This is a genomic window from Fulvimarina thalattae (genome assembly GCF_040239565.1).
In the GTDB taxonomy this organism is placed as follows: Bacteria; Pseudomonadota; Alphaproteobacteria; order Rhizobiales; family Rhizobiaceae; genus Fulvimarina.
Genome location: NZ_JBEHWS010000026.1, coordinates 1 through 23,524 on the forward strand (window position 1 = coordinate 1; position 23,524 = coordinate 23,524).

16 protein-coding genes and 4 pseudogenes are annotated in these 23,524 nt (G+C 63.2%); 15 read left to right on the forward strand and 5 right to left on the reverse strand.

What is annotated here, in order from left to right:
* Nucleotides 1-360: 360 nt before the first annotated feature.
* The 4 genes and pseudogenes from repA to ABRA89_RS18975 all read left to right on the forward strand — a co-directional run bounded on the left by repA (nt 361) and on the right by ABRA89_RS18975 (nt 4,786).
* The gene (gene repA, locus ABRA89_RS18960; protein WP_349943061.1) at nt 361-1,578 is read left to right on the forward strand and encodes a plasmid partitioning protein RepA; all 1,218 of its coding nucleotides are present in this window, start codon (nt 361-363) and stop codon (nt 1,576-1,578) included.
* Nucleotides 1,575-2,627, forward strand: coding sequence for a plasmid partitioning protein RepB (gene repB / locus ABRA89_RS18965; RefSeq protein ID WP_349943062.1), 1,053 nt, complete (start codon nt 1,575-1,577; stop codon nt 2,625-2,627). Before repA ends, repB begins: the two co-directional genes overlap by 4 nt.
* A 408-nt stretch (nt 2,628-3,035) precedes the next feature.
* Entirely contained in the window at nt 3,036-3,779 is a 744-nt protein-coding gene (locus tag ABRA89_RS18970; RefSeq protein WP_349943063.1) for a helix-turn-helix domain-containing protein, read from the forward strand.
* 256 nt (nt 3,780-4,035) lie between these two features.
* Nucleotides 4,036-4,786 (forward strand): annotated as a pseudogene (locus ABRA89_RS18975) (IS6 family transposase).
* A gap of 139 nt (nt 4,787-4,925) precedes the next feature.
* Here the strand turns inward: ABRA89_RS18975 and ABRA89_RS18980 are convergent.
* A complete protein-coding gene (locus ABRA89_RS18980) occupies nt 4,926-6,521 on the reverse strand; it encodes a gamma-glutamyltransferase (protein ID WP_349943064.1) in 1,596 nt (531 codons plus the stop codon).
* Complete coding sequence (locus tag ABRA89_RS18985) at nt 6,518-7,285, reverse strand: IclR family transcriptional regulator (RefSeq protein WP_463671323.1); 768 nt, start codon at nt 7,283-7,285, stop codon at nt 6,518-6,520. The genes ABRA89_RS18980 and ABRA89_RS18985 overlap by 4 nt, the downstream gene beginning before the upstream one ends.
* A gap of 152 nt (nt 7,286-7,437) precedes the next feature.
* Here ABRA89_RS18985 and ABRA89_RS18990 point away from each other — a divergent pair, with 152 nt between their 5' ends.
* The 8 genes from ABRA89_RS18990 to ABRA89_RS19025 all read left to right on the forward strand — a co-directional run bounded on the left by ABRA89_RS18990 (nt 7,438) and on the right by ABRA89_RS19025 (nt 18,085).
* Complete coding sequence (locus tag ABRA89_RS18990) at nt 7,438-9,051, forward strand: ABC transporter substrate-binding protein (protein WP_349943066.1); 1,614 nt, start codon at nt 7,438-7,440, stop codon at nt 9,049-9,051.
* 102 nt (nt 9,052-9,153) lie between these two features.
* Nucleotides 9,154-10,095 carry an ABC transporter permease gene (locus ABRA89_RS18995; protein WP_349943067.1) on the forward strand — a complete coding sequence of 314 codons (942 nt, stop codon included), beginning with the start codon at nt 9,154-9,156 and terminating at the stop codon, nt 10,093-10,095.
* Nucleotides 10,095-10,991 carry an ABC transporter permease gene (locus tag ABRA89_RS19000; RefSeq protein WP_349943069.1) on the forward strand — a complete coding sequence of 299 codons (897 nt, stop codon included), beginning with the start codon at nt 10,095-10,097 and terminating at the stop codon, nt 10,989-10,991. The genes ABRA89_RS18995 and ABRA89_RS19000 overlap by 1 nt, the downstream gene beginning before the upstream one ends.
* A 5-nt stretch (nt 10,992-10,996) precedes the next feature.
* The gene (locus ABRA89_RS19005) at nt 10,997-12,685 is read left to right on the forward strand and encodes an ABC transporter ATP-binding protein (RefSeq protein WP_349943070.1); all 1,689 of its coding nucleotides are present in this window, start codon (nt 10,997-10,999) and stop codon (nt 12,683-12,685) included.
* Entirely contained in the window at nt 12,682-14,220 is a 1,539-nt protein-coding gene (locus tag ABRA89_RS19010) for a M81 family metallopeptidase (RefSeq protein WP_349943071.1), read from the forward strand. Before ABRA89_RS19005 ends, ABRA89_RS19010 begins: the two co-directional genes overlap by 4 nt.
* A gap of 57 nt (nt 14,221-14,277) precedes the next feature.
* Entirely contained in the window at nt 14,278-15,441 is a 1,164-nt protein-coding gene (locus tag ABRA89_RS19015; RefSeq protein ID WP_349943072.1) for a M20 aminoacylase family protein, read from the forward strand.
* 71 nt (nt 15,442-15,512) lie between these two features.
* The gene (locus tag ABRA89_RS19020) at nt 15,513-16,655 is read left to right on the forward strand and encodes a M20/M25/M40 family metallo-hydrolase (protein ID WP_463671324.1); all 1,143 of its coding nucleotides are present in this window, start codon (nt 15,513-15,515) and stop codon (nt 16,653-16,655) included.
* A complete protein-coding gene (locus tag ABRA89_RS19025; RefSeq protein ID WP_349943073.1) occupies nt 16,652-18,085 on the forward strand; it encodes an amidase in 1,434 nt (477 codons plus the stop codon). Before ABRA89_RS19020 ends, ABRA89_RS19025 begins: the two co-directional genes overlap by 4 nt.
* A 167-nt stretch (nt 18,086-18,252) precedes the next feature.
* On the opposite strand, the pseudogene ABRA89_RS19030 reads toward ABRA89_RS19025, so the two are convergent.
* A pseudogene (locus ABRA89_RS19030) lies at nt 18,253-18,621 on the reverse strand (Tn3 family transposase); the annotation flags it as partial.
* A 54-nt stretch (nt 18,622-18,675) separates the two neighbouring features.
* On the opposite strand from ABRA89_RS19030, the gene ABRA89_RS19035 reads away from it, so the two are divergent.
* Nucleotides 18,676-19,500, forward strand: a complete 825-nt coding sequence (locus ABRA89_RS19035; RefSeq protein WP_349943074.1) for an IS5 family transposase — start codon at nt 18,676-18,678, stop codon at nt 19,498-19,500.
* A gap of 11 nt (nt 19,501-19,511) precedes the next feature.
* On the opposite strand, the pseudogene ABRA89_RS19040 reads toward ABRA89_RS19035, so the two are convergent.
* Both ABRA89_RS19040 and ABRA89_RS19045 read right to left on the reverse strand, forming a co-directional pair.
* Nucleotides 19,512-19,693 (reverse strand): annotated as a pseudogene (locus ABRA89_RS19040) (Tn3 family transposase); the annotation flags it as partial.
* A gap of 39 nt (nt 19,694-19,732) precedes the next feature.
* Nucleotides 19,733-22,684, reverse strand: a complete 2,952-nt coding sequence (locus ABRA89_RS19045) for a Tn3 family transposase (RefSeq protein ID WP_463671325.1) — start codon at nt 22,682-22,684, stop codon at nt 19,733-19,735.
* Between the two features lie 74 nt (nt 22,685-22,758).
* On the opposite strand from ABRA89_RS19045, the gene ABRA89_RS19050 reads away from it, so the two are divergent.
* Both ABRA89_RS19050 and ABRA89_RS19055 read left to right on the forward strand, forming a co-directional pair.
* Nucleotides 22,759-23,370 (forward strand): recombinase family protein, encoded by a 612-nt coding sequence (locus ABRA89_RS19050; RefSeq protein ID WP_349943077.1) that lies wholly within the window; start codon nt 22,759-22,761, stop codon nt 23,368-23,370.
* A gap of 76 nt (nt 23,371-23,446) precedes the next feature.
* Nucleotides 23,447-23,524, forward strand: a pseudogene (locus ABRA89_RS19055) (IS6 family transposase); the annotation flags it as partial.

The window sequence follows — 23,524 nt, forward strand, 5'->3', positions numbered from 1 at the left end:
GGATCGCCCTGTTTGGAGAGCTGAGACAGCCGATCCGAAACGTCCCAAAATCCAAACTGACCCGGCATCCGATCCTCCCGACCACCACGACGTCAGTGAATCAGATCACCGCCAAAAACTCCAGTTGCCGGAGACGTCCACCTTTTGGTTAGGCAGTAACGATTGCATATGGGTCATTTCCTAGCGTCGAACTTCATAGCCGACGCGATACACGCGCTAAGATCTGGTTACACGGTTCCTCTAAGCTTTCGTAAAACTTAACGGTCGAGTCTGGACGTGTGAGATAGAATCGTGCCTAAGTCTTGTCGGGGTACAGGCGATAAGACGCCCCTTCCCCGACAAGGCGGAAACGAGGCGGCTATGTCAGCGGTGGCGAGCGACAAATCCCGGCGGGACGACCCCGCCGATCGTATCATTCGACATGCGGACATGCTGTCCGAACACCTTCAGGCGCGGCGCGAGCAGATGTACCCGCCGCACGCCCAGAAGTCACTTCGCTATTTCATGACGAACGAAGTGTCCCGCCTCACGACCATTCCCGAATCGACGCTCAAGCTGATGTCGAACGAGGGGCGCGGTCCCTCCCCTGCCCGGCTCGAAAACAATCACCGGGTTTATACGCTCGCGCAAATCAACGAGCTCCGTGAGCTTTTTGCAGAGCAGCGGCCCGCCGACGCATTGCGCTATCTCCCGAAGCGGCATGAGGGCGAGCACCTGCAGATCCTGGCCGTCGCCAATTTCAAGGGCGGCAGCGCCAAGACCACGACGAGTGCCCATCTGGCGCATTACCTTGCCCTTCAGGGCTATCGCGTGCTGGCGATCGATCTTGACCCGCAGGCCTCGCTTTCTGCGATGTTCGGGGCGCAGCCGGAAATGGATGTGCAGCACAACGAGACGATTTACGCGGCCCTCAGATACGACGAGGAACGCCGCCCGATTTCCGAAATCATCCGCAAGACCTATTTTGCCGGCATCGATCTGATCCCCGGCAATATCGAGGTGATGGAGTACGAGCACGAGACGCCGCGCGTTCTTGCGCGCTCCGGATCCCATTCCGACAGCATCTTTTTCGAACGCCTTCGCCTCGCACTCGGCGAGGTGGAAGACAATTACGACGTTGTGCTCCTCGATACGCCCCCTTCCCTCGGATTTCTGACGCTCGGCGCCATCTATGCCGCGACGGGTCTAATTGTGACGGTGCATCCGGCGATGCTCGACGTCATGTCGATGAGCCAGTTTCTTCTGATGATGGGCGATCTGATTTCCGTCGTGCGCGAGGCGGGGGCGACGCTGCATCAGGATTTCCTGCGCTACGTCATCACCCGTCATGACCCGATGGATCAGTCACAGGTGCATGTGGTGACCATGCTGCGCCATCTCTTCGCGGAGGACGTTCTTACATCGACGGCGGTGGAGAGTACCGCGATTGAAACGGCGGGGCTCGCCAAGCGCACGCTCTACGAGCTCGAGTCCGGGAATATCTCCGCATCGACAGTGAAACGGGCGCGTGAATCGATCGACGCCGTGAACGAGCAGATCTTGCAACTCATCACGGAAGCCTGGGGACGGCCGTCATGACCAAGCGCCCCGGAAAGAAATCGATCATCGCGAGCTTCGGGGCGTTTTCCCCGCAGGAGAAAGCTGACGGCGACGCTGTTGAGCCATCGGACGCGGACAAAGCTGTTTCGCCTGGTGAGTCGGCGCATGAGACGCGGCGAAGCGGACGCGTCGGGGCGGGCGTCATCGGCGTCACCCAGAGGACGCTGACCGAGCTGCGCGAGGAGCGCGACCGTCTTCAGGCGCTGGTCGATGCCGGTGGAAGCACCGATATCGAACCGGCACTGATAGACCCCTCCCCCTTCGTGGACCGACTGCCGGACGATACCGATGTTGACTTCGATCGGTTCAAGACGCTGATTGCGGAGGAAGGCCAGAAGGTTCCGATCCAGGTCCGGCCTCATCCCTCCGAGCAGGGCCGATATCAGGTCGTCTACGGCCACCGGCGGTGGCGGGCGACGCGTGAGCTCGGCATCAAGGTCAAGGCGAATATCCTTGCGCTCGACGACGACGAGCTCGTCGTCGCGCAGGGCATCGAGAATGCCGCACGGCAGGACCTCTCCTGGATCGAGCGTGCCGTCTTCATCGGACAGATGGATGGGGCGGGGGTTCGCCCACGCGATATCCGTGCAGCGCTCTCGATCGACGATGCGGAATTGGCGCGCCTTCGCATGGTACCGCGCATCGTGCCCGAGGATATCATCCACCTAATCGGCCGGGCGCCGAAGATCGGGCGGCCTCGGTGGCTGGAGCTCGCCCGGTCGCTGGAAGCGCGTCCTTCTGCGGCAGGCGACATTCGAAAAACCCTGTCAGCTGACAAGGTTTCGCCCCTCCCCTCCGACGAGCGGTTCCGGCTTGCGCTCTCCGCCACGAAGGCGCCAGCGAAGAAAAAGGCCGAGGCCGTCGAGTTGAAGGACCCGTTCGGCAAGGTCGTCGGCAAGGCATCGATAGCGGATGGCGAGGTCAAGCTCTCGGTGTCGAAGGACCTCGCCGATCCGTTTCGCAGCTTCATGGAGACCGAGCTTCAGTCGCTGATGGAGCGGTTCTTCGATCGGATCGATGATGACTAAGCCTCGGGACATCATCCGAACCTTGTCAGCTGACAGGGTTTTCGCCTCACCGATACCGCGCGTCCAGAAGCGGCGGCTCGGCTCCAAACCGGAAATTATGTCCCCGCCCCCAAGCGGAGAGTCATAATGACGAACACCAACACGATCGCGGAGAACCGATAGGCAAAAGAAAAGCCCCGAAGCGGGAGCCGCGGAGCTGATCTCTGAATTCTTGGTCGTCTTCAGAACTAGCCTCCTTCGCTGACATCGTCAACAGAAAATGCGGTTTGCCGCCACGGGATTTCTATGCCTTCGCAAGAAGGAGAGACCATGGCCACCTCATATCAACGCTGGCCCCTGGTTGAGCGAACGAACCCGTTTGTGCGGACGCCGTCCTCCTTGGCCGCGCCGCGCTCTGACCGGGATGCGATGTCGCGCGATCTTTTCTCCTGCATGGGTGCGGAGGAGGGGAGTGCCGGTGCGCAGCCTCATCCCGATTTCGAGGCCCGTACGGCGATCTGGCGCGATCAGGCGGCGGGTCTGATCTCGATTGCCGAGGCGCAGCGGCGCTCGGCGGCGATCAGTGCGCGGGCAAGGCAATCGAGTGGGGCAGGGGAGGGCGGCAAGAGCGTCGCCCGTCCGCCGGTCGCGCGGCCGCGCCATCAGCGACCCTCCCCGAACGAAAGCCGTCAGTATGCCCAGCCCATGGCGACGACGGCCGCCCGGGATGACCGGCTAACGCCGAACGCCAAGGCCTTCCTCCAGGTCCTGCGCGCGCGTTGCGGCAAGGGCCGCGAGACGACCATCACCAAGGGAACGGCGGGGAACATCATGGCCCGCTCGACGCGCACGATCCGGCGCTATCTCGTGGACCTCGTCCGCTTCGGCTATGTGGAGCTTTCGATCTCACGCAATCATCGCGGTCTTCACCTCGGCCTCATCGTGAAGCTCACCGAGAAGGTCATGCCGTTCTATGAAGAGGCGAGGGGGCTTGCCCGGTGGCTCGTCGAGACGCCGGCGGCCATGTTCGAGCCGTTCAAGGGTGTCTTGGGCCCCAGAGAACAAGGGGTGACACTTCTGTCATCCAGAAACCAAATCTCAAAAAATCATTCTTCTCAAGGTTCAAATGGCCTGCGAGATGTAAGGAGGGTGACGCCGCGGCCGCCCGACTGACGGACATCTCGGCTCCGTCAGTCCTCAAACAGCCCCGTAACAAAGCATCTCGGTGATGCCATGAGGGATCCCACGTCCAGAGTTCCGGCGGCGCTCAGACGTCTGTCTTCTCGCGTCTCTTCGTGACCCGTCTCATCCGGTATCCGGTTTTCGCGCCATCTTCATTGATCTCAGGGGCTGTCGCAAACTTTTCCGCTTAACCGTCTGTTGACGGTGTCCGATGATTTTTGCGCTCTCATTGACGGAGAGCCTTGCGATGATCCTGAACACGATCGCCGAGAGGCTGAAGCGCCAATCGAAAGACGACGTCAAAGGCCGGCAGTTCGAGGCTTGGCTGATCGTTCAGGCGGTAACTTGGTATCCGCGCTATCCACTCAGCTACCGGGATCTTGAGGAGATGTTCGCCGAACGCGGCTTCGCCGTCGATCATTCGGCGATCAATCGCTGTTCTAGCCTACGCGCCGCTGATCGAAAAGCGGTTGCGCCGGTTCCGTAAGCCCCATTGCGGCTCCATTCGGATAGACGAGACGTACATCAAGATGCGCAGCCAGTGGCGGTATCTGAACCGCGGGATCGACAAGCACGACAACGCGGCCGACTTCCTGCTGACGGCGAAACGTGATGCCGATGCAGCGAAACGTTTCTTCAGCAACGTGCTGAAGGACGAGCAGGTTCTGTCGCCGACGTCGATCGGCACGGACGGCGCAGGACCGTTCCCGGTTGCCATCCGTTCTGCTGTCGAAGACCAGATTCTGCCACCTGATCCGGTGCATCATATCATGAAGCATCTCCAGCAAGGGATCGAGAGCGACCATTTCCGGGTCAAGAAGGCGATGCCGAGGGTCGGCGGCTTCCGATCTTTCAACACAGCCCGGCAAACCATCAAAGGGTTCGAGGCGATGCTGTGGCTGAAGAAGGGCTTCGGCTTCATCGGCGAGTGAACGGTCCACCGTCAGAACGATCTCGTCGCGCAGATCTTCGGGCTTCAAAAGGTTAATGAAGCCTGAAAATTCCCGCAAAGTTGCGGCTTTCGCGGCTCAGGGGGCAAAGTGGCGACACGACCACGTATTTCCCAATTGAACTCCTAACTTCGGAACAAGGCGCGCGCGCGGTGGGCCATACGTCATGACATATTCGACCGGCGCTTTATTCCGCTTGTGGGTCAGGCGTTTCCGCCACCGCGTCTCCCCAAGGAGACATCGGCTCGGTTGCGCCGAAATTCGTATCCTCGCGCCGCATCACGCCTGTCGGGCAGGCAAAGGCATAAGGAAAGGGAAGGCGCGGAACGGCTTTGACCGAATGGGCCTTTCCGACCTCGGCAAGAATTTCAGGCCCCAACGCCTCGTCGGCGACCACCGTCGTCCCACCGGACACGTCGATCCTTGGCGCATGAAAGGCCGTGTCGAGGTCTTCGTCGAGCGCCAGCATGCGATAGGCGAGCTGCGCCACGGCAGGCAGGATCTTGCGACCGCCCGACGCGCCGATGGCAAACCGGGTCCCATCCTTTTCGCCGATCGCGGGGCAGACATTCATCAGGCAGCTTTTGCCGGGGCCAAGCGAATTGGGGCGGCCCTGTTCGGGATCGAACCACATGATGCCGTTGTTGAGAAGAAGCCCCGTCGAGGGCGAAACCACTTTCGCCCCGAAGATCGACAGGAGCGTCTGGGTCATCGCCACCATGTTGCCGTGCCGGTCGACAATGGAAAAATGCGTCGTCGATCCCGGCGCTTTCGGGCTCTCATGATCGCCCATGGTGGAAAGCCTGTGTTCATAGGCACCGGTGAGGGCGGTCGCGAGGGCCGCCAGACGTTCGCCCTCGCTTTGCTTTATGCCCAGCGCTTCCAGCCGCGCGAAACTGTCGGCCATGGTGGGCCCGGCTGTCAGCCTCGGCGTCACATGGCAGCGCCCGCCGAAGGCGTCGATCGACAAGGGGTCGCCGAGTTCGGCGCGATAGTCTTTCAGATCCTCATAGCGTAGCGAGCCGCCTTTGTTGGAGACGTCTTCCGCGAGGGCTTTAGCGACGTCACCCTCCTGCATTTCGCGCGGGCCATTGGCGGCGATCGTCTCCAGCGTATCGGCCATGCGGGTAAGCGGCAGGCGCAGATCTGTCAGGGCGGTCCAGGCACCGACCGGCGGCCAGGTGCCGTCCTCCAGAAACAGCGCCGCGGCATCGGGGTCCTTTGCGAGCGAGCGGGCGGCGGATGCGATGATCAGTCCCGCATACCAATCGATCTTCAGCCCTTTGCGTGCCAGTCCCGCCGCGGGCGTGACGAGATCGCGCCAGGGCATCCGGCCCCAGTTGTCATGGGCCGCGCCGATACCGGCGACGACGCCGGGGACCGCGACGGCCGAAGCCCCTTCCAGATTGCGGTCATCGACCACCCGGTTCCACGGAAAGAGGTCGCCGGCCACGCCTTCACCGGAGAGCGGAAAGTCGCGGATGTCGAGCCCCTTCGGCGCGCGCATACCGTAGGAGAGGGCATGGGGCCGGGCCTCCCCGGCCCGCCAGACCATCATCGCGCCGCCGCCCGCCGGGCCGCTCATCCAGGGTTCGAGGACGCCAATCGCAAAGCTGACGGCGACAGCAGCGTCGATCGCATCACCCCCGGCGGCAAGCACCTCGGCCCCGATCTCGGAGGCGATGCGATGCTGCGAGGCGACGATCCCGCCCCTGGAGGAAACTGCGGGTTTGCGGACGATCTGGGATTTGGAAAAACTATGCATGGTCGTGTCTGGCATCATCCAATTCCATTCGCCGCATCCCGCAGATGGGGCATCACTTCGTCCCGCAACCGCTCGCGCGTCCAAAGCGTACCGCTCACGGAGCAATGGATCGCGCCGTTCGTCTGATCGCTGCGACCGACGGACACGGCCAGCGCGAGCTCGTTCATCTGCAATTCGTTCTCCGCGATCGAATAGCCGGTCTCGGCCGCTTCCTCGATCAGCCGTCGGATCGCCTCGCGGTCCATCGTCGTTTGCGGTGTATAGCGGCGCATCGGCCATTCCTCGACGGCGCGGATACGCTCTTCCGGGGACCGAAGAGCCAGCATGACGCGCCCGCTCGTCGTATTGAGCGCCGGCACCCGGCGGCCGAGGATCATCGCGGCATAGCTGGTGCGCGAGCTCGGAAGGCGGACCGTATAGACGATGTCGGTTTGATCGAGGCGGGCGAAATTGATCGTCTCGCCCAGGCTATGTCGAAGGTCGATCAGGCGCGGCATCGCCGTCTTCACCAGTTCATCCGACCACAGATACCGGTTTGCGAGTTCGGTCATGCGGATCGAGGGGCTGAAGCGTCGGGTCTTCGGATCCTTGTCGAGATAGCCGAGCCGATGCAGCGTGATCGTCAGCCGTTGGACGCTGGATCTGTCGAGACCGGATGCCTCGGACAATTCGGTCAGACCCATGCGGGCCCGTTCGGGTCCGAAAGACTCCAGAACGCGCATCGCCTTTTCAAGCGAGGTGACGAAATGACTGTCGGTTCGTCGCGCTGTCTTCAAATTCATCCCGCGCTGCACAAAAATTGGTCTGACATGGCAGTTGACGCGATCGTAGACATGTTTCTAGGATATCTCAATCCGCAAATGATTATCGCATTGCGCTAATCATCGCTTCCGTCCACCGGTCGTTATCGCCGCCTCAACTGGAGAAGCCCTGCATGTCCTATCTGCCCAACGCTACCACCTTTAGGCCCTCCCGGCTCCTGCGAGCCGCGCTTCTGGCATCCTCGGTCGCTTTTGCCGGCCTCGCCGCCGCGCCTGTCGATGCGCAGGAAATCCGCGCCGTCATGCATTCGGGAATCCGCGTCCTCGATCCTGTGATCACGACGGCGCATATCACCCGCGATCACGGCTTCATGATCTACGACACGCTGCTCGGCATGGACTCGGATCTGAAGCCGCAGCCGCAGATGGCATCCTGGGAGGTGTCCGACGACGGGATGACCTACACCTTCACCCTGCGCGACGGGCTGAAATGGCATGACGGCTCGCCGGTGACGGCAAAGGACGTGGTCGCCTCCCTGAACCGCTGGGGCCAGAAGGACGGCGGCGCCCAGATGATGTTCAAATCGGTCGAGAGCCTTGAGGCGACCGACGACAAGACTGCGGTTCTCAAGCTCAAGGATCCGTTCAACTACGTTCTCGAACTGATGGCCAAGCCCTCGGGCCTGCCGACCTTCATCATGCCGGAGAGCGTCGCCAACACGCCGGCGGGCGAGACGATCACCGACTATACCGGCTCGGGGCCCTTCAAATTCGTCGAGTCCGAATACGAGCCGGGCATCAAGGCGGTTTATGAGAAGAACGAGGACTATGTCCCGCGTGACGAGCCGCCGAGCTGGACCGCCGGTGGCAAGGTGGTGAATGTGGACAAGGTCACATGGGTGACGATGCCCGACATTCAGACCGCCGTGAACGCCATCAATGGCGGCGAGATCGATTACCTCGAACAGGTGCCGTTCGACCTCCTTCCGCTCCTGCAGTCAAATCCGGAACTGACCGTCGAAGTCGTGAGCCCGCTCGGCTACCAGACGATGGGGCGCCTGAACTGGCTGAACCCGCCTTTCGACAACCAGAAGATTCGACAGGCGGCGGTGCTCGCCCTCGGCCAGGATCCGATCCTCGCAGCGCTCGTCGGCAATCCCGAATACATGGACGCGTGCGGATCGATGTATGGCTGCGACACGCCGCTCGCGACCGATGCGGGCGACGAGATGATCATGGACGGTCCGCAGCCGGAAAAGGCCAAGGCCCTGCTCGACGAGGCCGGCTATGACGGGACACCCATCCTCCTGATGCAGCCAACCGACGTCGCCTCGCTGACGGCCCAGCCGGTCGTTGCCGCTCAGCAGCTCCGCGATGCCGGCTTCACCGTCGACATGCAGCCGATGGACTGGCAGACCCTCGTCACCCGTCGCGCCAGCCAGGCTCCGGTGGCGGAAGGCGGCTGGAACATGTTCTTCACCAACTGGATCATTCCGGAGGTGTGGAGCCCGATCAACAACCCGATGCTGAACGGCGGCGGCAAGGAAGCGGCCTGGTTCGGCTGGCCGGACGATCCGAAGCTCGACGAGCTGCGCTCCAAATTCGCCCAGGCGTCCGACGAAGCCGAGCAGAAGAAGATCGCAGCGGAGATCCAGAAACACTCCTACGAGGTCGTGAACTACATCCCCGTCGGCGAATACAAGATCCCGTCCGCTTTCAGCACATCCCTGACGGGCATGGTCAAAATGCCGGTTCCGGTGTTCTGGAACCTGACGAAGGCCGAATAGGCGAAGCCTTCGCAAACGCGCATGTCCTCGCCGGTCTTCGGCGAGGGCATCGACACGGGTGCCTGACAGGGGCGCCCCGGACCCATTGAGCGGGGCTTCGCCATGCTTGCCTATATCATCCGACGCATCCTCGCCTCGATCCCGGTGATGATCGTCGTCGCACTCTTCGTCTTCCTGCTCCTGCGGCTGACGCCGGGCGACCCGGCCGCGATCATCGCCGGCGACATGGCAACGCCCGCTCAGCTTGAACAGATCCGCGAGAGTCTCGGGCTCAACGAGCCGCTGGTCACACAGTTCGTGACCTGGAGCGGTCAGCTCCTGAGCGGCGATTTCGGCCGATCGCTGATCTCCAAGACGCCGGTGTTGACGCTGATCCATCAGCGGCTCGAGCCGACCTTGAGCCTTGCGATCGTCACCATGATCATCACGCTCCTCCTGTCGATCCCGATGGGTGTCATCGCGGCCTGGCGGCATGCGACGCTGACCGATAGCGCGATCATGGCGCTCTCGGTCCTCGGCTTCTCGATCCCGGTCTTCGTGACCGGCTACATCCTGATCCAGCTTTTCGCGATCGACATGCGCATCTTCCCGATCCAGGGCTTCAGGAGCATTTCGGATGGCTTCTGGCCGTTCTTCGAGCGGATCGTGCTGCCCTCACTGACGCTCGCAACGATCTATATCGCATTGATCGCCCGCATGACCCGCGCGGCCATGCTGGATGTTCTCGGCGAGGACTATATCCGAACCGCCCGCGCCAAGGGCCTTTCCGAGCGCATCGTCCTCTTCCGCCACGCGCTTCGCAACGCCGCCGTGCCGATCCTGACCGTGGTCGGCACCGGTTTCGCACTGATGATCTCGGGCGTCGTCGTCACCGAAAGCGTCTTCAATCTGCCGGGCCTCGGTCGCCTCACCGTCGATGCGATCCTTGCCCGCGACTATCCGGTGATCCAGGCGCTCATCCTGCTCACAAGCGGCATCTATGTCGTCATCAACCTCCTGATCGATATCTCCTATGCGTTCATGGACCCGAGGATCCGCTACTGATGGCTGAGGAAACGACCACTGCTGCAGTGGGACCTGGAGGAAAGCCGGTCATACGCCGCAACTTCCTGCCGAGGATCGATCTCGCATCCCTGAAGCTCGCACCGACGTTTGCCGCGATCGTCCTCGGCCTCATCGTTCTTGCCGCGATCTTCGCGCCGTTGATCGCGCCCTATGATCCGATCAAGATGGACCCGATGGCCCGTCTCGCCCCGGCAAGCTTCGCCCATCCCTTCGGAACGGACGGCTATGGCCGGGATGTTCTGTCGCGAACCCTTTATGGTGCCCAGACCTCGCTCATCGTCGGACTGGGCGCCGCCTTTGTCGCGGTGCTGATCGGCCTGCCGCTCGGTCTTCTGTCGGGCTTTTTCCGGGTGCTCGACGCTGTGCTGATGCGCGTCATGGACGGGCTGATGGCGATCCCGGCAATCCTACTTGCGATCGCCATCGTCGCGCTGGTCGGCTCCAGCCTCTGGACCGTACTCGTCGCGATCACCGTGCCCGAGATTCCGCGTGTCGTGCGCCTCGTGCGCTCGGTCGTACTGTCGGCCCGCGAGGAGCCCTATGTGGAGGCGGCGATCGCCGTCGGCTCAAGCCTGCCGAAGATCATGTGGCGGCATCTGACGCCCAACACCGTCGCGCCGCTGATCGTTCAGGGCACCTATGTCTGTGCCTCGGCGATCCTGACGGAAGCGATCCTGTCCTTTCTTGGCGCGGGCATCGGCACCGAGACCCCGTCCTGGGGCAATATCATGTCCGAGGGCCGGCTCTATTTTCAGCTGAAGCCGGGCCTCATCTTCTGGCCGGGTCTCTTCCTCTCGCTCTGTATCCTCTCGATCAACATTCTCGGCGACACCGCCCGCGACGTCATGGACCCGAAGCTCGGAAAGAAGAGGTAGCCCCGATGAATGGAGAGCCGCCAGACGCCGAAAAGACAGATGTTCTCGTCGTCGAGGATCTCGTCGTCGAAACCGCGGGCCGCAAGCCGAGCCCCATTCTCAAAGGCATTTCGCTTCGTGTCATGCCCGGCGAGACTGTCTGTCTCGTCGGCGAGAGCGGGTCCGGCAAATCCGTGACCTCGCTTTCGACCATGGGGCTTCTGCCAAAGGGCGCGCTTGCCGCACGCTCGGGCCGCATTCTGGTGGAGGGCGAGGATGTTCTCTCCGCCCCGCCGTCGCGGCTGCGCCAGCTGCGCGCCACCCGCATGTCGATGATCTTCCAGGAGCCGATGACCGCGCTCAATCCGGTGCTGACGATCGAGCGGCAGCTGGAAGAGGTGCTTTCGGCCCATTCGCAGATGAGCGGGTCCGAGAGGCGGAGCCGCATTCGCGATATCCTCTCCCTCGTCCGCCTGCCGGATGTGGAGCGCATGTGCCGGTCCTATCCGCACCAGCTCTCGGGCGGTCAGCGCCAGCGCGTGATGATCGCCATGGCGCTCGTTCTGGAGCCCAAGCTCCTGATCGCCGACGAGCCGACGACCGCCCTCGACGTGACGACGCAAAAAGAGATCCTGAAGCTGATCGCCGATATCCAGAAGCGGCTGGGTACCTCGGTTCTCTTCATTACCCACGATATGGGCGTCGTCGCCGATATTGCGGACCGCGTCTATGTCATGCGCCACGGCGAACTCGTGGAAGAGGGGCCGATCGGCGAGATCCTGAAAGACCCCAAGCGCGATTATACCCGCGATCTTCTGACCGCGGTGCCGGCGCTCCACCCACGCAAGGCGCGGGCAAGCACCTCGAACGAGGTGGTGCTTTCAACCACCGGGCTCGGCATGACCTATGGTCGCGCATCCATCTTCAAGAAACACGCGGGAACGGTCGCGGCCAAGGATGTGAATCTGACGCTGACACGTGGACGCACGCTCGGCGTCGTCGGCGAGAGCGGCTCGGGCAAGTCCACCGTCGCGCGCTGCGTCATGCGGCTTATCGACCCGACTGAGGGCAGCATCCGCCTGCGCGGACATGAGATCGCCGACCTCTCGCGCCGGGCCTTGCGACCTGCCCGCAAGCAGATCCAGATGATCTTTCAGGACCCCAACCGCTCGCTCAATCCGCGCCTTACCGTTGGTGACAGCATCACCGAGGGGCCGATCAATTACGGGGCATCGGCGAAGGATGCGCGCGAGCGGGCGCGCGAGCTGCTGGAACTCGTCGGCCTTCCGAGTGATGCCATCGACCGGCATCCGCACCAGTTCTCCGGCGGCCAGCGCCAGCGCATCGCGATTGCCCGCGCGCTCGCCATGGAACCGGATGTTCTGGTCGCCGACGAGGCGGTGTCTGCGCTCGATGTTTCGGTCCAGGCCCAGGTGCTCGACCTTCTCGACGATATTCAGGCCCGGCTGGGCGTCGCGCTTCTCTTCATCACCCATGATCTGCGCGTCGCGGCTCAGATCTGCGACGATGTCGTGGTGATGCAGAACGGACGCATCGTCGAATACGGGCCGACGGCTCAGGTTCTCGGCCATCCGCGCGAGGCCTATACGCGGCAATTGATCGAGGCAGCGCCCGGCCGCCATTGGGATTTCCCAAATTTTCGTCCGCTCGCGCCCATGGGCGTTGACGCGGCAGGGCAAGAGGTGAGGCCATGACCGCAGATGCCGGGGAGGGTGCTCGTCAACGCGCCCCGCGCATCGCCGTCGGCGGCTTCATGCACGAGACCAATACCTTTGCGCCGACGAAAGCGGGACTTGCCGCATTCGAGCATGGCGGCGGCTGGCCGACCATGGCCGAAGGCCGGGCGGTGCTGGAGGCGCTTCGCAACGTCAATATGGGCCTTTGCGGTTTCATCGAGGAGGCGGGGCGAAAGGGCTGGGCGCTTGTTCCCACCCTTTGGACGGCGGCCAGCCCCTCGGCCCATGTGACCAAAGAAGCATTCGAGGTCATCGCAGGCCGGATCGTTGCCGGGATCGAGGCAGCTCTCCCGGTGGATGCGGTCTATCTCGATCTTCACGGCGCCATGGTCACAGAACATCTCGATGATGGCGAGGGTGAGCTTCTGGCGCGGGTGAGGGCGGTGATCGGCCCCGATATTCCGCTTGTCGCGAGCCTCGATCTCCACGGCAATGCGACGCCGTTGATGGTGGAGACGGCCGATCTCCTGACCGCCTATCGCACCTATCCCCATGTGGACATGGCCGACACAGGACGGCGGACCGCCGTCCATCTTGCTCACCTTCTCAAAGGCGAACGGGCTGAAAAGGCCTTCCGGCAAATACCCTTTCTGATCCCGATCGCCTGGCAGTCGACGGATATGGAGCCGAACGCCTCGATCTACGGGCGTTTGCCCGAGATCGAGACCGGCGATGTCGCTTCGGTCTCCTTCCTCTGCGGCTTCCCGGCCGCCGACATTGCCGATTGCGGCCCCTCGGTGCTGGCCTATGGCGCGACGAAAGAGGCGGCAGAAGGCGCGGCAGAAGCAATCGTAAGCCAGATCGAGGCCGCGAGGGCCGCCTTCACCGGCGTTTCCTTCGAACCGCTGGAGGCTGTGCGCGAGGCAATGCGCATCTCCGCCACCACGGATCGGCCGGTCGTCATTGCCGATACCCAGGACAATCCCGGCGCCGGCGGCGATTCCAATACGACGGGCATGCTGAGAGCGCTGATCGAAGCAGGCGCGACACGCGCGGCGATCGGCGTCCTTTATGATCCCGCCGCAGCCAAGGCTGCCCATGAGGCCGGTCAAGGCGCGACGCTGACGCTCTCTCTCGGTGGCCAGTCGGGTGTTCCGGGCGATGCGCCCTTTGTCGGCAGTTTCGAGGTCTCGGAGCTCTCCGACGGGGAGTTCATCGCGCCCGGCCCATATTATGGCGGGGCGCGGATGCAGCTTGGCCCCTCGGCGCGGCTGACGATCGGCGGAGTCAGCGTCGTCGTCGCCTCGGCCAAGGCTCAGGCGGCCGATCGCGAGATGTTCCGTTTTGTCGGCGTCGCGCCGGAGGCCCAGGCAATTCTGGTGGTGAAAAGCTCGGTCCATTTCCGCGCCGATTTTTCCTCCATGGCCGAAACCATCCTGACAGCGACCGCGCCGGGACCGATGCCGCTGTCACCGGCCTCGCTTCCCTTCTTGAAATTGCGGCCCGGCATCGCCCTGACGCCGGACGACCCGGCTCCGAATGGCGCGGGCTGACACACCAAAGAGATATGCAAGGCTCGCCGTCGATGCGACCCGCAAGGAGAGGCAACCATGACCATCATTCCCGAAATCGAGAGCTTCAAGGCCGATCTGACCGCGATCCGCCACGATCTGCATGCCCATCCCGAAATCGGCTTTGAGGAGACCCGAACCTCCGCCATTGTCGCCGAAGCCCTGAAATCTTTCGGTTTCGACGAAATCCATACGGGGATTGGCGCAACGGGCGTCGTCGGCATCCTGAAAGGTGCGGGCGGGGAGGGAAGGCGCATCGGGCTTCGGGCCGATATGGACGCCCTGCCCATGGAGGAACTCACCAATCTTCCCTACCGCTCGCAGAATCCCGGCCGCTTCCACGGCTGCGGCCATGACGGGCACACCACCATGCTCATCGGTGCGGCGCGATATCTCGCGCGCAATCGCGATTTTTCCGGCACGCTCGTCTTCGTCTTTCAGCCGGCGGAAGAGGGGCTTGGCGGCGCAAGGGCAATGCTGGCCGACGGGCTGTTCGAGCGCTTTCCCTGCGACGAGATCTACGGGCTTCACAACATGCCGGATCTGGAGATCGGTCAGGTCGCGGTGTTTCCGGGCAAGGCGATGGCCGGTGCGAGCTTCTTCGATATTTCGATCAAGGCCCGTGGCAGCCATGCGGCGATGCCGCATAATTCCAAGGACGCCATCATCATCGCCATGGCGCTCGGCCAGCACCTTCAGACCATCGTCAGCCGCAATGTCGATCCGCTGAAGCCGGCGGTCCTGTCGATCACCAAGATGATCTCCGGCTCGGCCTATAACGTCATTCCGGAGGAAGCCACGCTCGCCGGCACGATCCGCTTCTTTCACGACGAGGTGGGCGAATTGGTGCGGGCCCGCCTGCGCGAGATCGCGGCGGGTGTCGCGCAGACCTATGGCTGCGAGATCGACGTCGATATTCGCGATGTCTTCACCGTGCTCGAAAACGACGAGGCGGCGACCGAGGCACTGCGCGAGGCGGCGGCCGAGATCGTCGGCAGTGAAAGCGTCATCACCGATCCGCGCCCCACCATGGGCAGCGAGGATTTCGCCGACATGCTGAAAACCGTCCCCGGCGCCTATTGCTGGGTCGGCCATGGCGGCACAGTGCCGCTGCACAATCCAGGCTTCATTCTCGACGACGAGATTCTGCCCATCGGCGCAAGCCTTCTTGCCCGCATCGCCGAGAAGCGCCTGAAGGCGTGAGTGTTCTGGGCACCGGGCCCCTCTTTGCCCGCAAGGCCCTTGCAGGCTGACCAGACCAAACGAGGACTGACATGACGATCGATGTGAACACCGTGCCCCTAGACCCGGAAGCCATGCTCACCGGGCTGAGGCGCTGGGTCGAGCTCGAAAGCCCGACCTATGACAAGCCGTCGGTGGACAAGATGACGGCGATGGCGGCCGAGGACATGGAGGGGATGGGCTTTAACGTCGAGATCATTCCCGGGCCCGAAGGGCTCGGCGACTGCGCCAAGGCCTCCTTTCCCCATCCAAAATCCGGCGAACCCGGCATTTTGATCATGGGCCATCTCGACACGGTTCATCCGCTCGGCACTTTGGAAAAACTGCCCTTCCGCCGCGAGGGTAATATCTGCTGGGGCCCCGGCATCTGCGACATGAAGGGCGGCAATTATGCCGCGATCAGCGCGGTCAAGGCGCTGGCCGATATGGGCGTCGAAACCCCGCTTCCGGTTCATGTTCTCCTCACCTCGGACGAGGAGATCGGCACGCCCGGCACGCGCGCCCTAATCGAGGCGGAGGCGGCCAAGCACAAATATATCCTCGTTCCCGAACCTGCCTGGGCGCGCAACACGGTCGTGACCGGCCGCTATGCCATCGCACGCTATCATCTGACCGCCATCGGCCGCCCGAGCCATGCGGGCGCGGCGCTGAAGGCCGGTCAGTCGGCGGTCAAGATGATGGCGCGTAAGCTCATCGAGATCGAGGACATGACCGATGAGGACTGCACCTTCTCGGTCTCCGTCATGCATGGCGGGCAATGGGTGAACTGCGTGCCGACGATCTGCCGTGCCGAATGTCTCTCCATGGCCAAGCGCCAGGGCGATCTCGACCACGGCGCGGAGCGGATCCTCGCCTTTAACGACCGCAAGGACGACGGCACCGGCTTCTTCGTCGAGAAAAGCGTCGTTCGCCCCGTCTGGGAGGCGAGCGCCGACACGATGAACCTTTACGAGCGCGCCAGGCGCATCGCCGGCGGTCTCGGCTTCCCGCTCGCCCATGCCAGCGAAGGCGGCGGTTCCGACGGCAACTTCACCGGGGCGATGGGCCTGCCGACCCTTGACGGGCTCGGCGTCGTCGGCGCCGATGTTCATACGCTGAATGAGCATATCGAGGTGGACAGTCTCGCCTCGCGCGGGCGTCTTATCGCCGGTCTTCTCGCCGAGCTTGGTGCGTGACCCCCTTCGACGAAGAGGGCCGTCTCGCCGCGCCCGAAGGCTCGGTCATTCCGCCGATCTGCGCCATGGATGCGGGCGAACTCGTGGGTCGGATCAAGGCGCGCGAGCTGTCCGTCCTCGAAGTGGTCTCGGCCTTTCTCGACCGGATCGACGACGAGAACCCGCGCGTCAACGCGATCGTCTCGCTGCGCCCGCGCGCAGAAATCCTCGCTGAAGCCGAAAGCGCCGACGCTGCTTTGGCGAAAGGCGCGGCGGCAGGACCCTTGTTCGGGCTTCCCGTCGCCATCAAGGATCTTTCGCCAACCAAAGGCCTGAGGACGACCTTCGGCTCGCCGATCTTTCGTGATTTCGTGCCGGACGAGGATGGCATCGCCACGGCCCGCATGCGCAAGGCGGGCGCGATCATCATCGGTAAGACCAACACGCCGGAATTCGGCCTTGGCTCGCATAGCTTCAACGAAGTGTTCGGGGCGACCGGCAATGCCTTCGATCCTGCCCACTCGGCAGGCGGTTCGAGCGGCGGCGCGGCCGTCGCGCTTGCCTTGCGCATGGTCCCCATCGCGGATGGTTCCGATATGGGAGGGTCGCTGCGCAATCCCGCCGCCTTCAACAATGTCTATGGCCTCAGGCCCTCATTCGGCCGCGTCCCGAGCCTGCCGGCGGGCGATGTCTTCTCCGCCTCCCTTGCAACCGACGGGCCGATGGCGAGAAGCGCGGACGATCTGGCGCTTCTCCTTGCCGTTCAGGCCGGCGCCGATCCGCGCCAGCCTTTGTCCTCGGGACTTCCGCAGATCGATCAGGCCCCGAGATTTGAAGGCCGGTCGGTGCGGATCGGCTGGCTTGGCGATCTGGACGGTCACCTCGCCACCGAAGACGGTATTCTCGAAACCTGCGAGGCCGCGCTGGCGCGCCTTCCCGGGAGCCGCGTCGAACGGGCCGAGCTCGGTCTTGATCCCGAAGGCCTTTGGCAGAGTTTCACCCTTCAACGTCACGCCGTCATCGCCGCGCGCTATGGCGATCTCTTCGCCGATCCCCGAAAGCGCGATCTTATGAAGCCGGAGATGCAATGGGAGATCGAGAACGGCCTCAAGCTGTCGGCGATGGACCTCCATCGGGCCTATGAGGTGCGATCGGCCTTGCATTTGCGGCTGGTGGCGCTGTTCGAGCGCTTTGACATTCTCGCCCTTCCCGCAGCGCAGGTCTGGCCCTTTCCGATCGAATGGCGCTGGCCGAAGGAAATCGCCGGGCGAACCATGGACAGCTATCATCGCTGGATGGAATGCGTCGCCCCCGGCACCCTGTCGGGTTGTCCGGTTCTCGCAATGCCTGCGGGCTTTCGCGGCGGTCTTTCCACCGGCGTCCAGCTGATTGCGCCCCACGGGCGTGAGGCCGATCTCATCGCCCTGGCCACACGGTATCGCCAACTCTGAGCCATGCCGACATGGCTGGACTTGCCCCGGGAAAGTGGAGAGCTCTTCTGAATGAAAGAGGAGCATTTCATGGGTAAACCGCAACGCCGGTTCGGCAAGGAATTTGGTCGTGTCGCAAGTTGGGGTCTGCTCCGGTAGGGGGCCAAATCGTACGTTAAGCGGCTTCGTCACTTTTCCGGCCATCGGTATTCGCCGGTGAGGAGGATATGTGCCCATCCGAGAGGAGAGATATGGGCGAGGAGAATGGGCGGGCAGTCGAACCCGGCCTTTCGGCGGGCGGCGACGGCATGGCCGAGATGCAGGGTGTTCCAGTAAATTACGATAGCTGCGAGAAGACTGAGGCCCGCCATCCGGTAATGCTGGCCTTCGGCGGTACGGTTGCGGATTTCGCCCTGCCTTCCGATCCGCAAGGCGTTCTTGAGCGCGTGATGAGCCGCTCCTTTGTTCAGACCGATCTGCGCGCGGCGCTGCATGTCGGTGTCGAGCAACCATTCGACGATGAAGAGTGTGCGTTCGATCCGTCCGATCTCTCGTAAGAGACCGTTTGAGAATGGGTTTCGTCACAGGTTCATTCGTGATTCACACTGTCTATGTGGACACGAAAGACGCGAGCCCGAATGGCTTCGATCGAACGAAAGACGAAGCGCTATCCGACTGACCTGACAGATGCCGAGTGGGAGACGATCGCGCCGTTTCTGCCGGAGCCGGCGAAGCGCGGTCGTAAGCGGACAGTCGACATGCGCGAGGTCGTGAACGCGATCCGCTACCAGACGCGAACGGGCGGCGGCTGGCGCATGCTACCGAAGGACTTCCCACCCTGGCAGACGGTCTATTGGTGGTTTCGCCGTTTCGTGCGTCTCATGCTGTTCAAAGCGATCCACAATGTGGCGCTCATGTTGGACCGCGAGCGGTCTGGACGCGAGGCGAGCCCAACGGCTGGCGTCGTCGACAGCCAGAGCGTGAAAGCACCGGCAGCCGGGGCTGTGCGGGGTTTCGACGGTGGAAAGAAGGTGACCGGGCGCAAGCGTCATATCGCCGTCGATACGGATGGGCGCATGCTGATGGTGAACCTCACCCCGGCTGACGTCTCCGACAGTGCGGGAGCGCAGCATATTCTGGATGCGATCCGCCAACGCTGGCCCTGGATCAAGCACCTCTTCGCCGACGGCGCCTACGATCGCACGAAGCTGATGGACAAGGCGGCCTTTCTCGACTTCGTCGTCGAGATCGTCCGCAGGATCGACAAGGACGAAGGTTTCAAGGTCGTCCCGCGCAGATGGGTCGTCGAGCGGACCTTCGGATGGATGATCCGATGGCGACGGCTGGTCCGCGACTACGAAAAACGGATCGATGTCTCCGAGGCCATGATCCACGTCGCCATGGGAAGCCTCATGCTACGACGGATCAGCCACTGACCCCATTCTCAAACGGACTCTAAGGCCACGGCCAGATCGTGCTGGCGGGGTAGGCGGCGAATTTACGCAGGAGCTGACTGGGCGGCATGATCCCGGCGACCATGGTGGCGGCGCTGCGCAGGATATCCGGCCAGTTGGCGGTGATCGTGCTCTCTCTGACCCTGCCCCCGATCAGGGATTTCAGAGATTTGGGCACCATGGGGTAGTTTGCGGGATGGGGCGAAATCCTACCCTAAGCGTTCCATCGGTATTCGCCTGTGAGGAGGATGTGTTCCCATCCGAGTGGCGAGACGTGAGCCAGGAGCGCGGGATCGGGCGGGTTTCCTGATGCTGTGAGGGTGGCGACGGTTTCGCTGAGGCGGGCAGTGTTCCAGTGGATGATGATCGCGGCGAGCAGGTTGAGGCCCGTCATGCGGAAATGCTGGCCTTCGGCGGTGCGATCGTTGATCTCGCCGCGCCTGCCGAGGGCGATGGCGCGCTTGAGAGCATGATGCGCCTCACCCTTGTTCAGGCCGAGCTGGGCGCGCCGCTGGAGAGCGGTATCGCTGATCCAGCGCAGGATGAAGAGGGTGCGCTCGACCCGTCCGACCTCGCGCAGCGCCAGGGCGAGATCGTTGCGAGGGGAATAGGCGGCGAGTTTGCGCAGGAGCTGGCTGGGCGGAACGGACCCGGCGGCGGCGCTCGCGGCGAGGCGCAGGATATCCGGCCAGTTCCGCGCGATCAGGTCCTCCCTGATCCTGGCGGCGATTAGCGGCCTGAACGCGGTTGGCGCGGTTGCGGGATCGAAGGCGTAGAGCCGTTTCGACGGCAGATCGCGGATGCGCGGCGCAAACAGGAAGCCGAGGATGGCGCAGAGCGCGAAGACGTGGTCGGTGAAGCCGCCGGTATCGGCGTATTGCTCCTTAACCCGCCGTCCGGCGTCGGTCATCAGCAACCCGTCGAGGATGTAGGGAGCCTCCGAGGCGGTGGCGGGGATCGTGCGGACGGCGAAGGGCGCGAGCTGGTCGCAGACATGGCTGTAAGCTTTCAGCCCCGGCTCGGTTCCGTAGCGGGCATTGACGAGGTTCATCGCCTCGCCCGGCCCGGCGGCGGAGAAGAACTGACCGTCCGAAGATGCTGTCTCTCCCGCACCCCAGAACCTGGCCATCGGCAGCGCGGCTTGCGCCTCGACGATCATGGCGAGCGCACGGGCGTAGCCGTCCTCCTCGACATGCCAGCGTGCGATGCGCAGCAGTTCCCAGAAAGAATGCGCACCGGTGGCGGCGGCCATCTTCGAGAGGCCGATGTTGACGCCGTTGGCGAGCAGCACGGAAAGCAGTCCGGTCCTGTCCTTGCTGGGTGAGCCGGTGCGTAGGTCGGTGAAAGCCTCGGTGAACCCGGTCGCGGCGTCGGTCTGGAGAAGGATGTCGGTGATGCGGGCCGTCGGCATTCGGCGGTAGAGATCGAGGATCAGCGCCTCGGCGCCCTCAGGTTCGGCGCGTTCCAGTTTTTCGAGCCGCAAGATGCCATTCTCGATGGCTGCGTTCGGCAGGGCACCGCGTCGGGCGAGATCACCGACAGTCGCGAACGCCTGGTTCAACGCGACCTTGCGTTCGGTGATCCAGTCGGCGGGATCGAGCTGAACGGCGAGGCGCGGGCTTCTAGCTACCACTTCCGCCGGAACCAGCGCTTCCGAGAAAGGCCGATGACGTTTGCTCTCTGTGACCCAGAGATCGCCTGACCGCAGGCCATCCCGGATCGCAAACAACAGCGCGGTTTCCCAGACCTTGCGATCAATCCCGTCTTTGCCAATCACGTGCGCCCGCCATTTCGGGCGCAGGAACGTTGTCGGGAGATCGGGTTGCGCGCCGGTATCGGCGACGGCGTTCAACGCCCGCAGCGCAGTCACGGCTTCCCGAACAGGCCCAGAGTTGCGCCCGCCTTGAAGATCGAGCGTGTCCAGCAATCGCGGAGTGTAGCGGCGGAAACGGGCATGACCATCAGTGATGAAATCGACCGGATCGGCGGCAAGCTTGCCGGTCAGCGCGCCCGCGCTTCCGACCAACTGCGCAAAAGCCTCCCATCCGACTGCGTTCTCCACTGCTCCATCGACGGAGCTGCTGGCAGCGCGGGCGTTCAGCATCGCGGTCCCGACGGTGGCGAATCCCTTCAGGGTCTCGGCGAGAGACGCCTTGTGATCGGCAGCGACCGCATCGGCCCGGCGTTCCGCCGCTTTCCAGGTCTTGCCGCTGATCCGGTCATGGCTCTCGATCACCGCGTCGATGATAGCGGTGCGCCATTCGATTGCGCAGACCGCCAGGATGGCGAAGCGGCGATCTTCGGGAAGGTCGCGCAGACCGTCGGCGTAGTAGCGTTCTCCCTGGCGACGCAGCCGAGCTACGCGATGCGCCGGGATGCCGTTCAGAACTTCCGGCGAGGCGTTGACGGCGCGGAGTCGGTCCAGCCGGTCGAGAAGATCGTTGACCGCGTTCGAGGTTGCGCCGGTCTCGAACGATCGCAACCAGACAAACCGCGTGAGGGCGCGAGACCCCACGGTTTCCGACAGCAGCGCCGTTAGCTGCTCCCGCAGTCCGGTGTCGAGGCGACCGGCAATCCGAGCCGCAATAGCGCGCTGCGCGGTGACCAAGGCATCGGCGCACAGGCGCTCGACGGTGCTTGGTGCGGGCACGATGATCTGACGTCGGCGCAGTTCCTCCAGCATGGCCCAGGCGAGACCGTCATTCGACCGGGCACTCTCTGCGGCAATGGCAAGCCAGTCCACCATATCCCGCCGCGCCTGCCCTTCGAAGGGACGGTAGCCGTAGAGATGTTGCAGGGCCGTCGAATGTTGATAGCGGGTGGCCTCGCGCGCTCCGTAATCGAGCAGCGTCTCGCCGGTGACGCCGAGCTGCGCACCGATGAAGGCGAGCATCAGTGCCGGGATCACCTCGCCCGGCTGGATCAACCGACCGGGGTACCGGAGAGCGCATAGTTGAAGCGCGAAGCCGAACCTGTTGTGCGGTCGGCGCCTACGCCGGATGTGGATGAGATCAGTGTCGCTCAGGACGCAATGTCGAAGTACGGCTTCTTGCGTTTCGGGCATGCCGAACAGGGCGGTGCGCTGCCGGGCGGTAAGAACGGCGCGGCGGGGCATGGCTATATCTTTCTGAAATTGGGCATATTTGCGCAGCTTTGATTGCGACATAAGATAAGATGCAAATGCGTGCTCGATCCAACATTTCGGCGTGACCGCATCGCAAACGAACGTATAAGACATGAATGCTCATTGGATATGCCCGCGTCTCGAAAGCCGATGGCTCCCAAAGCCTCGATCTCCAGCGCGACGCACTGACTGCGGCGGGCGTCGACACGGCCGCGATCTACGAGGATCAGGTCTCCGGCAAGCGCGACATCCGCCCCGGCCTCGACGCTTGCCTCAAGGCGCTACGCAAAGAGGACGTGCTCGTCGTCTGGAAGCTCGATCGCCTCGGCCGCGATCTCGCTCACCTCGTCAATGTCGTAAAGGATCTGACCGATCGCGGGATCGGCCTACGCGTACTCACCGGACAGGGGGCTCAAATCGATACCACCACGCCGGCGGGACGGTTGGTCTTCGGCATCTTCGCCGCCTTGGCCGAATTCGAGCGTGAATTGATCCGCGAGCGGACCATCGCCGGTCTCACAGCTGCGCGCGCCCGCGGTCGACGGGGCGGCCGCAAATTCGCGCTCACGAAAGCGCAGGTTCGCCTTGCCCAGGCCGCCATGGCCAATCGCGACACCTCCGTCGCGGACCTCGCCGCCGAACTCGGCGTCAAACCCGTGACCCTCTACCGCTATGTCGGTCCGAACGGAGAGCTTCGCGAAAACGGAAAACGCGTTCTCAGCGCTTAGGGTAGGATTTCGCCCTCTCCCGCAAAGGACCCCGTGTTCACTGATTTTCGGGCTCTCATTGACGGAGAGCGTTGCCATGATCCTGAACACGATCGCCAAAAAACTGAAGCGGCAGTCCAAGGACGACTTCAAATGCCGGCAGTTTGAGGCCTGG

Bases quoted from the DNA above. Each gene is read 5' to 3' on its own strand.
- ABRA89_RS19015 (WP_349943072.1), top strand. From the start codon at position 14,278: ATGACCATCATTCCCGAAATCGAGAGCTTCAAGGCCGATCTGACCGCG.
- ABRA89_RS19000 (WP_349943069.1), top strand. From the start codon at position 10,095: ATGGCTGAGGAAACGACCACTGCTGCAGTGGGACCTGGAGGAAAGCCG.
- ABRA89_RS19050 (WP_349943077.1), top strand. From the start codon at position 22,759: ATGCTCATTGGATATGCCCGCGTCTCGAAAGCCGATGGCTCCCAAAGC.
- ABRA89_RS18970 (WP_349943063.1), top strand. From the start codon at position 3,036: ATGTCGCGCGATCTTTTCTCCTGCATGGGTGCGGAGGAGGGGAGTGCC.
- ABRA89_RS18980 (WP_349943064.1), bottom strand. From the start codon at position 6,521: ATGATGCCAGACACGACCATGCATAGTTTTTCCAAATCCCAGATCGTC.
- ABRA89_RS19010 (WP_349943071.1), top strand. From the start codon at position 12,682: ATGACCGCAGATGCCGGGGAGGGTGCTCGTCAACGCGCCCCGCGCATC.
- ABRA89_RS19005 (WP_349943070.1), top strand. From the start codon at position 10,997: ATGAATGGAGAGCCGCCAGACGCCGAAAAGACAGATGTTCTCGTCGTC.
- ABRA89_RS19020 (WP_463671324.1), top strand. From the start codon at position 15,513: ATGACGATCGATGTGAACACCGTGCCCCTAGACCCGGAAGCCATGCTC.
- repA (WP_349943061.1), top strand. From the start codon at position 361: ATGTCAGCGGTGGCGAGCGACAAATCCCGGCGGGACGACCCCGCCGAT.
- ABRA89_RS18995 (WP_349943067.1), top strand. From the start codon at position 9,154: ATGCTTGCCTATATCATCCGACGCATCCTCGCCTCGATCCCGGTGATG.
- ABRA89_RS18990 (WP_349943066.1), top strand. From the start codon at position 7,438: ATGTCCTATCTGCCCAACGCTACCACCTTTAGGCCCTCCCGGCTCCTG.
- ABRA89_RS18985 (WP_463671323.1), bottom strand. From the start codon at position 7,285: ATGAATTTGAAGACAGCGCGACGAACCGACAGTCATTTCGTCACCTCG.
- ABRA89_RS19035 (WP_349943074.1), top strand. From the start codon at position 18,676: ATGTGGACACGAAAGACGCGAGCCCGAATGGCTTCGATCGAACGAAAG.
- ABRA89_RS19045 (WP_463671325.1), bottom strand. From the start codon at position 22,684: ATGTCGCAATCAAAGCTGCGCAAATATGCCCAATTTCAGAAAGATATA.
- repB (WP_349943062.1), top strand. From the start codon at position 1,575: ATGACCAAGCGCCCCGGAAAGAAATCGATCATCGCGAGCTTCGGGGCG.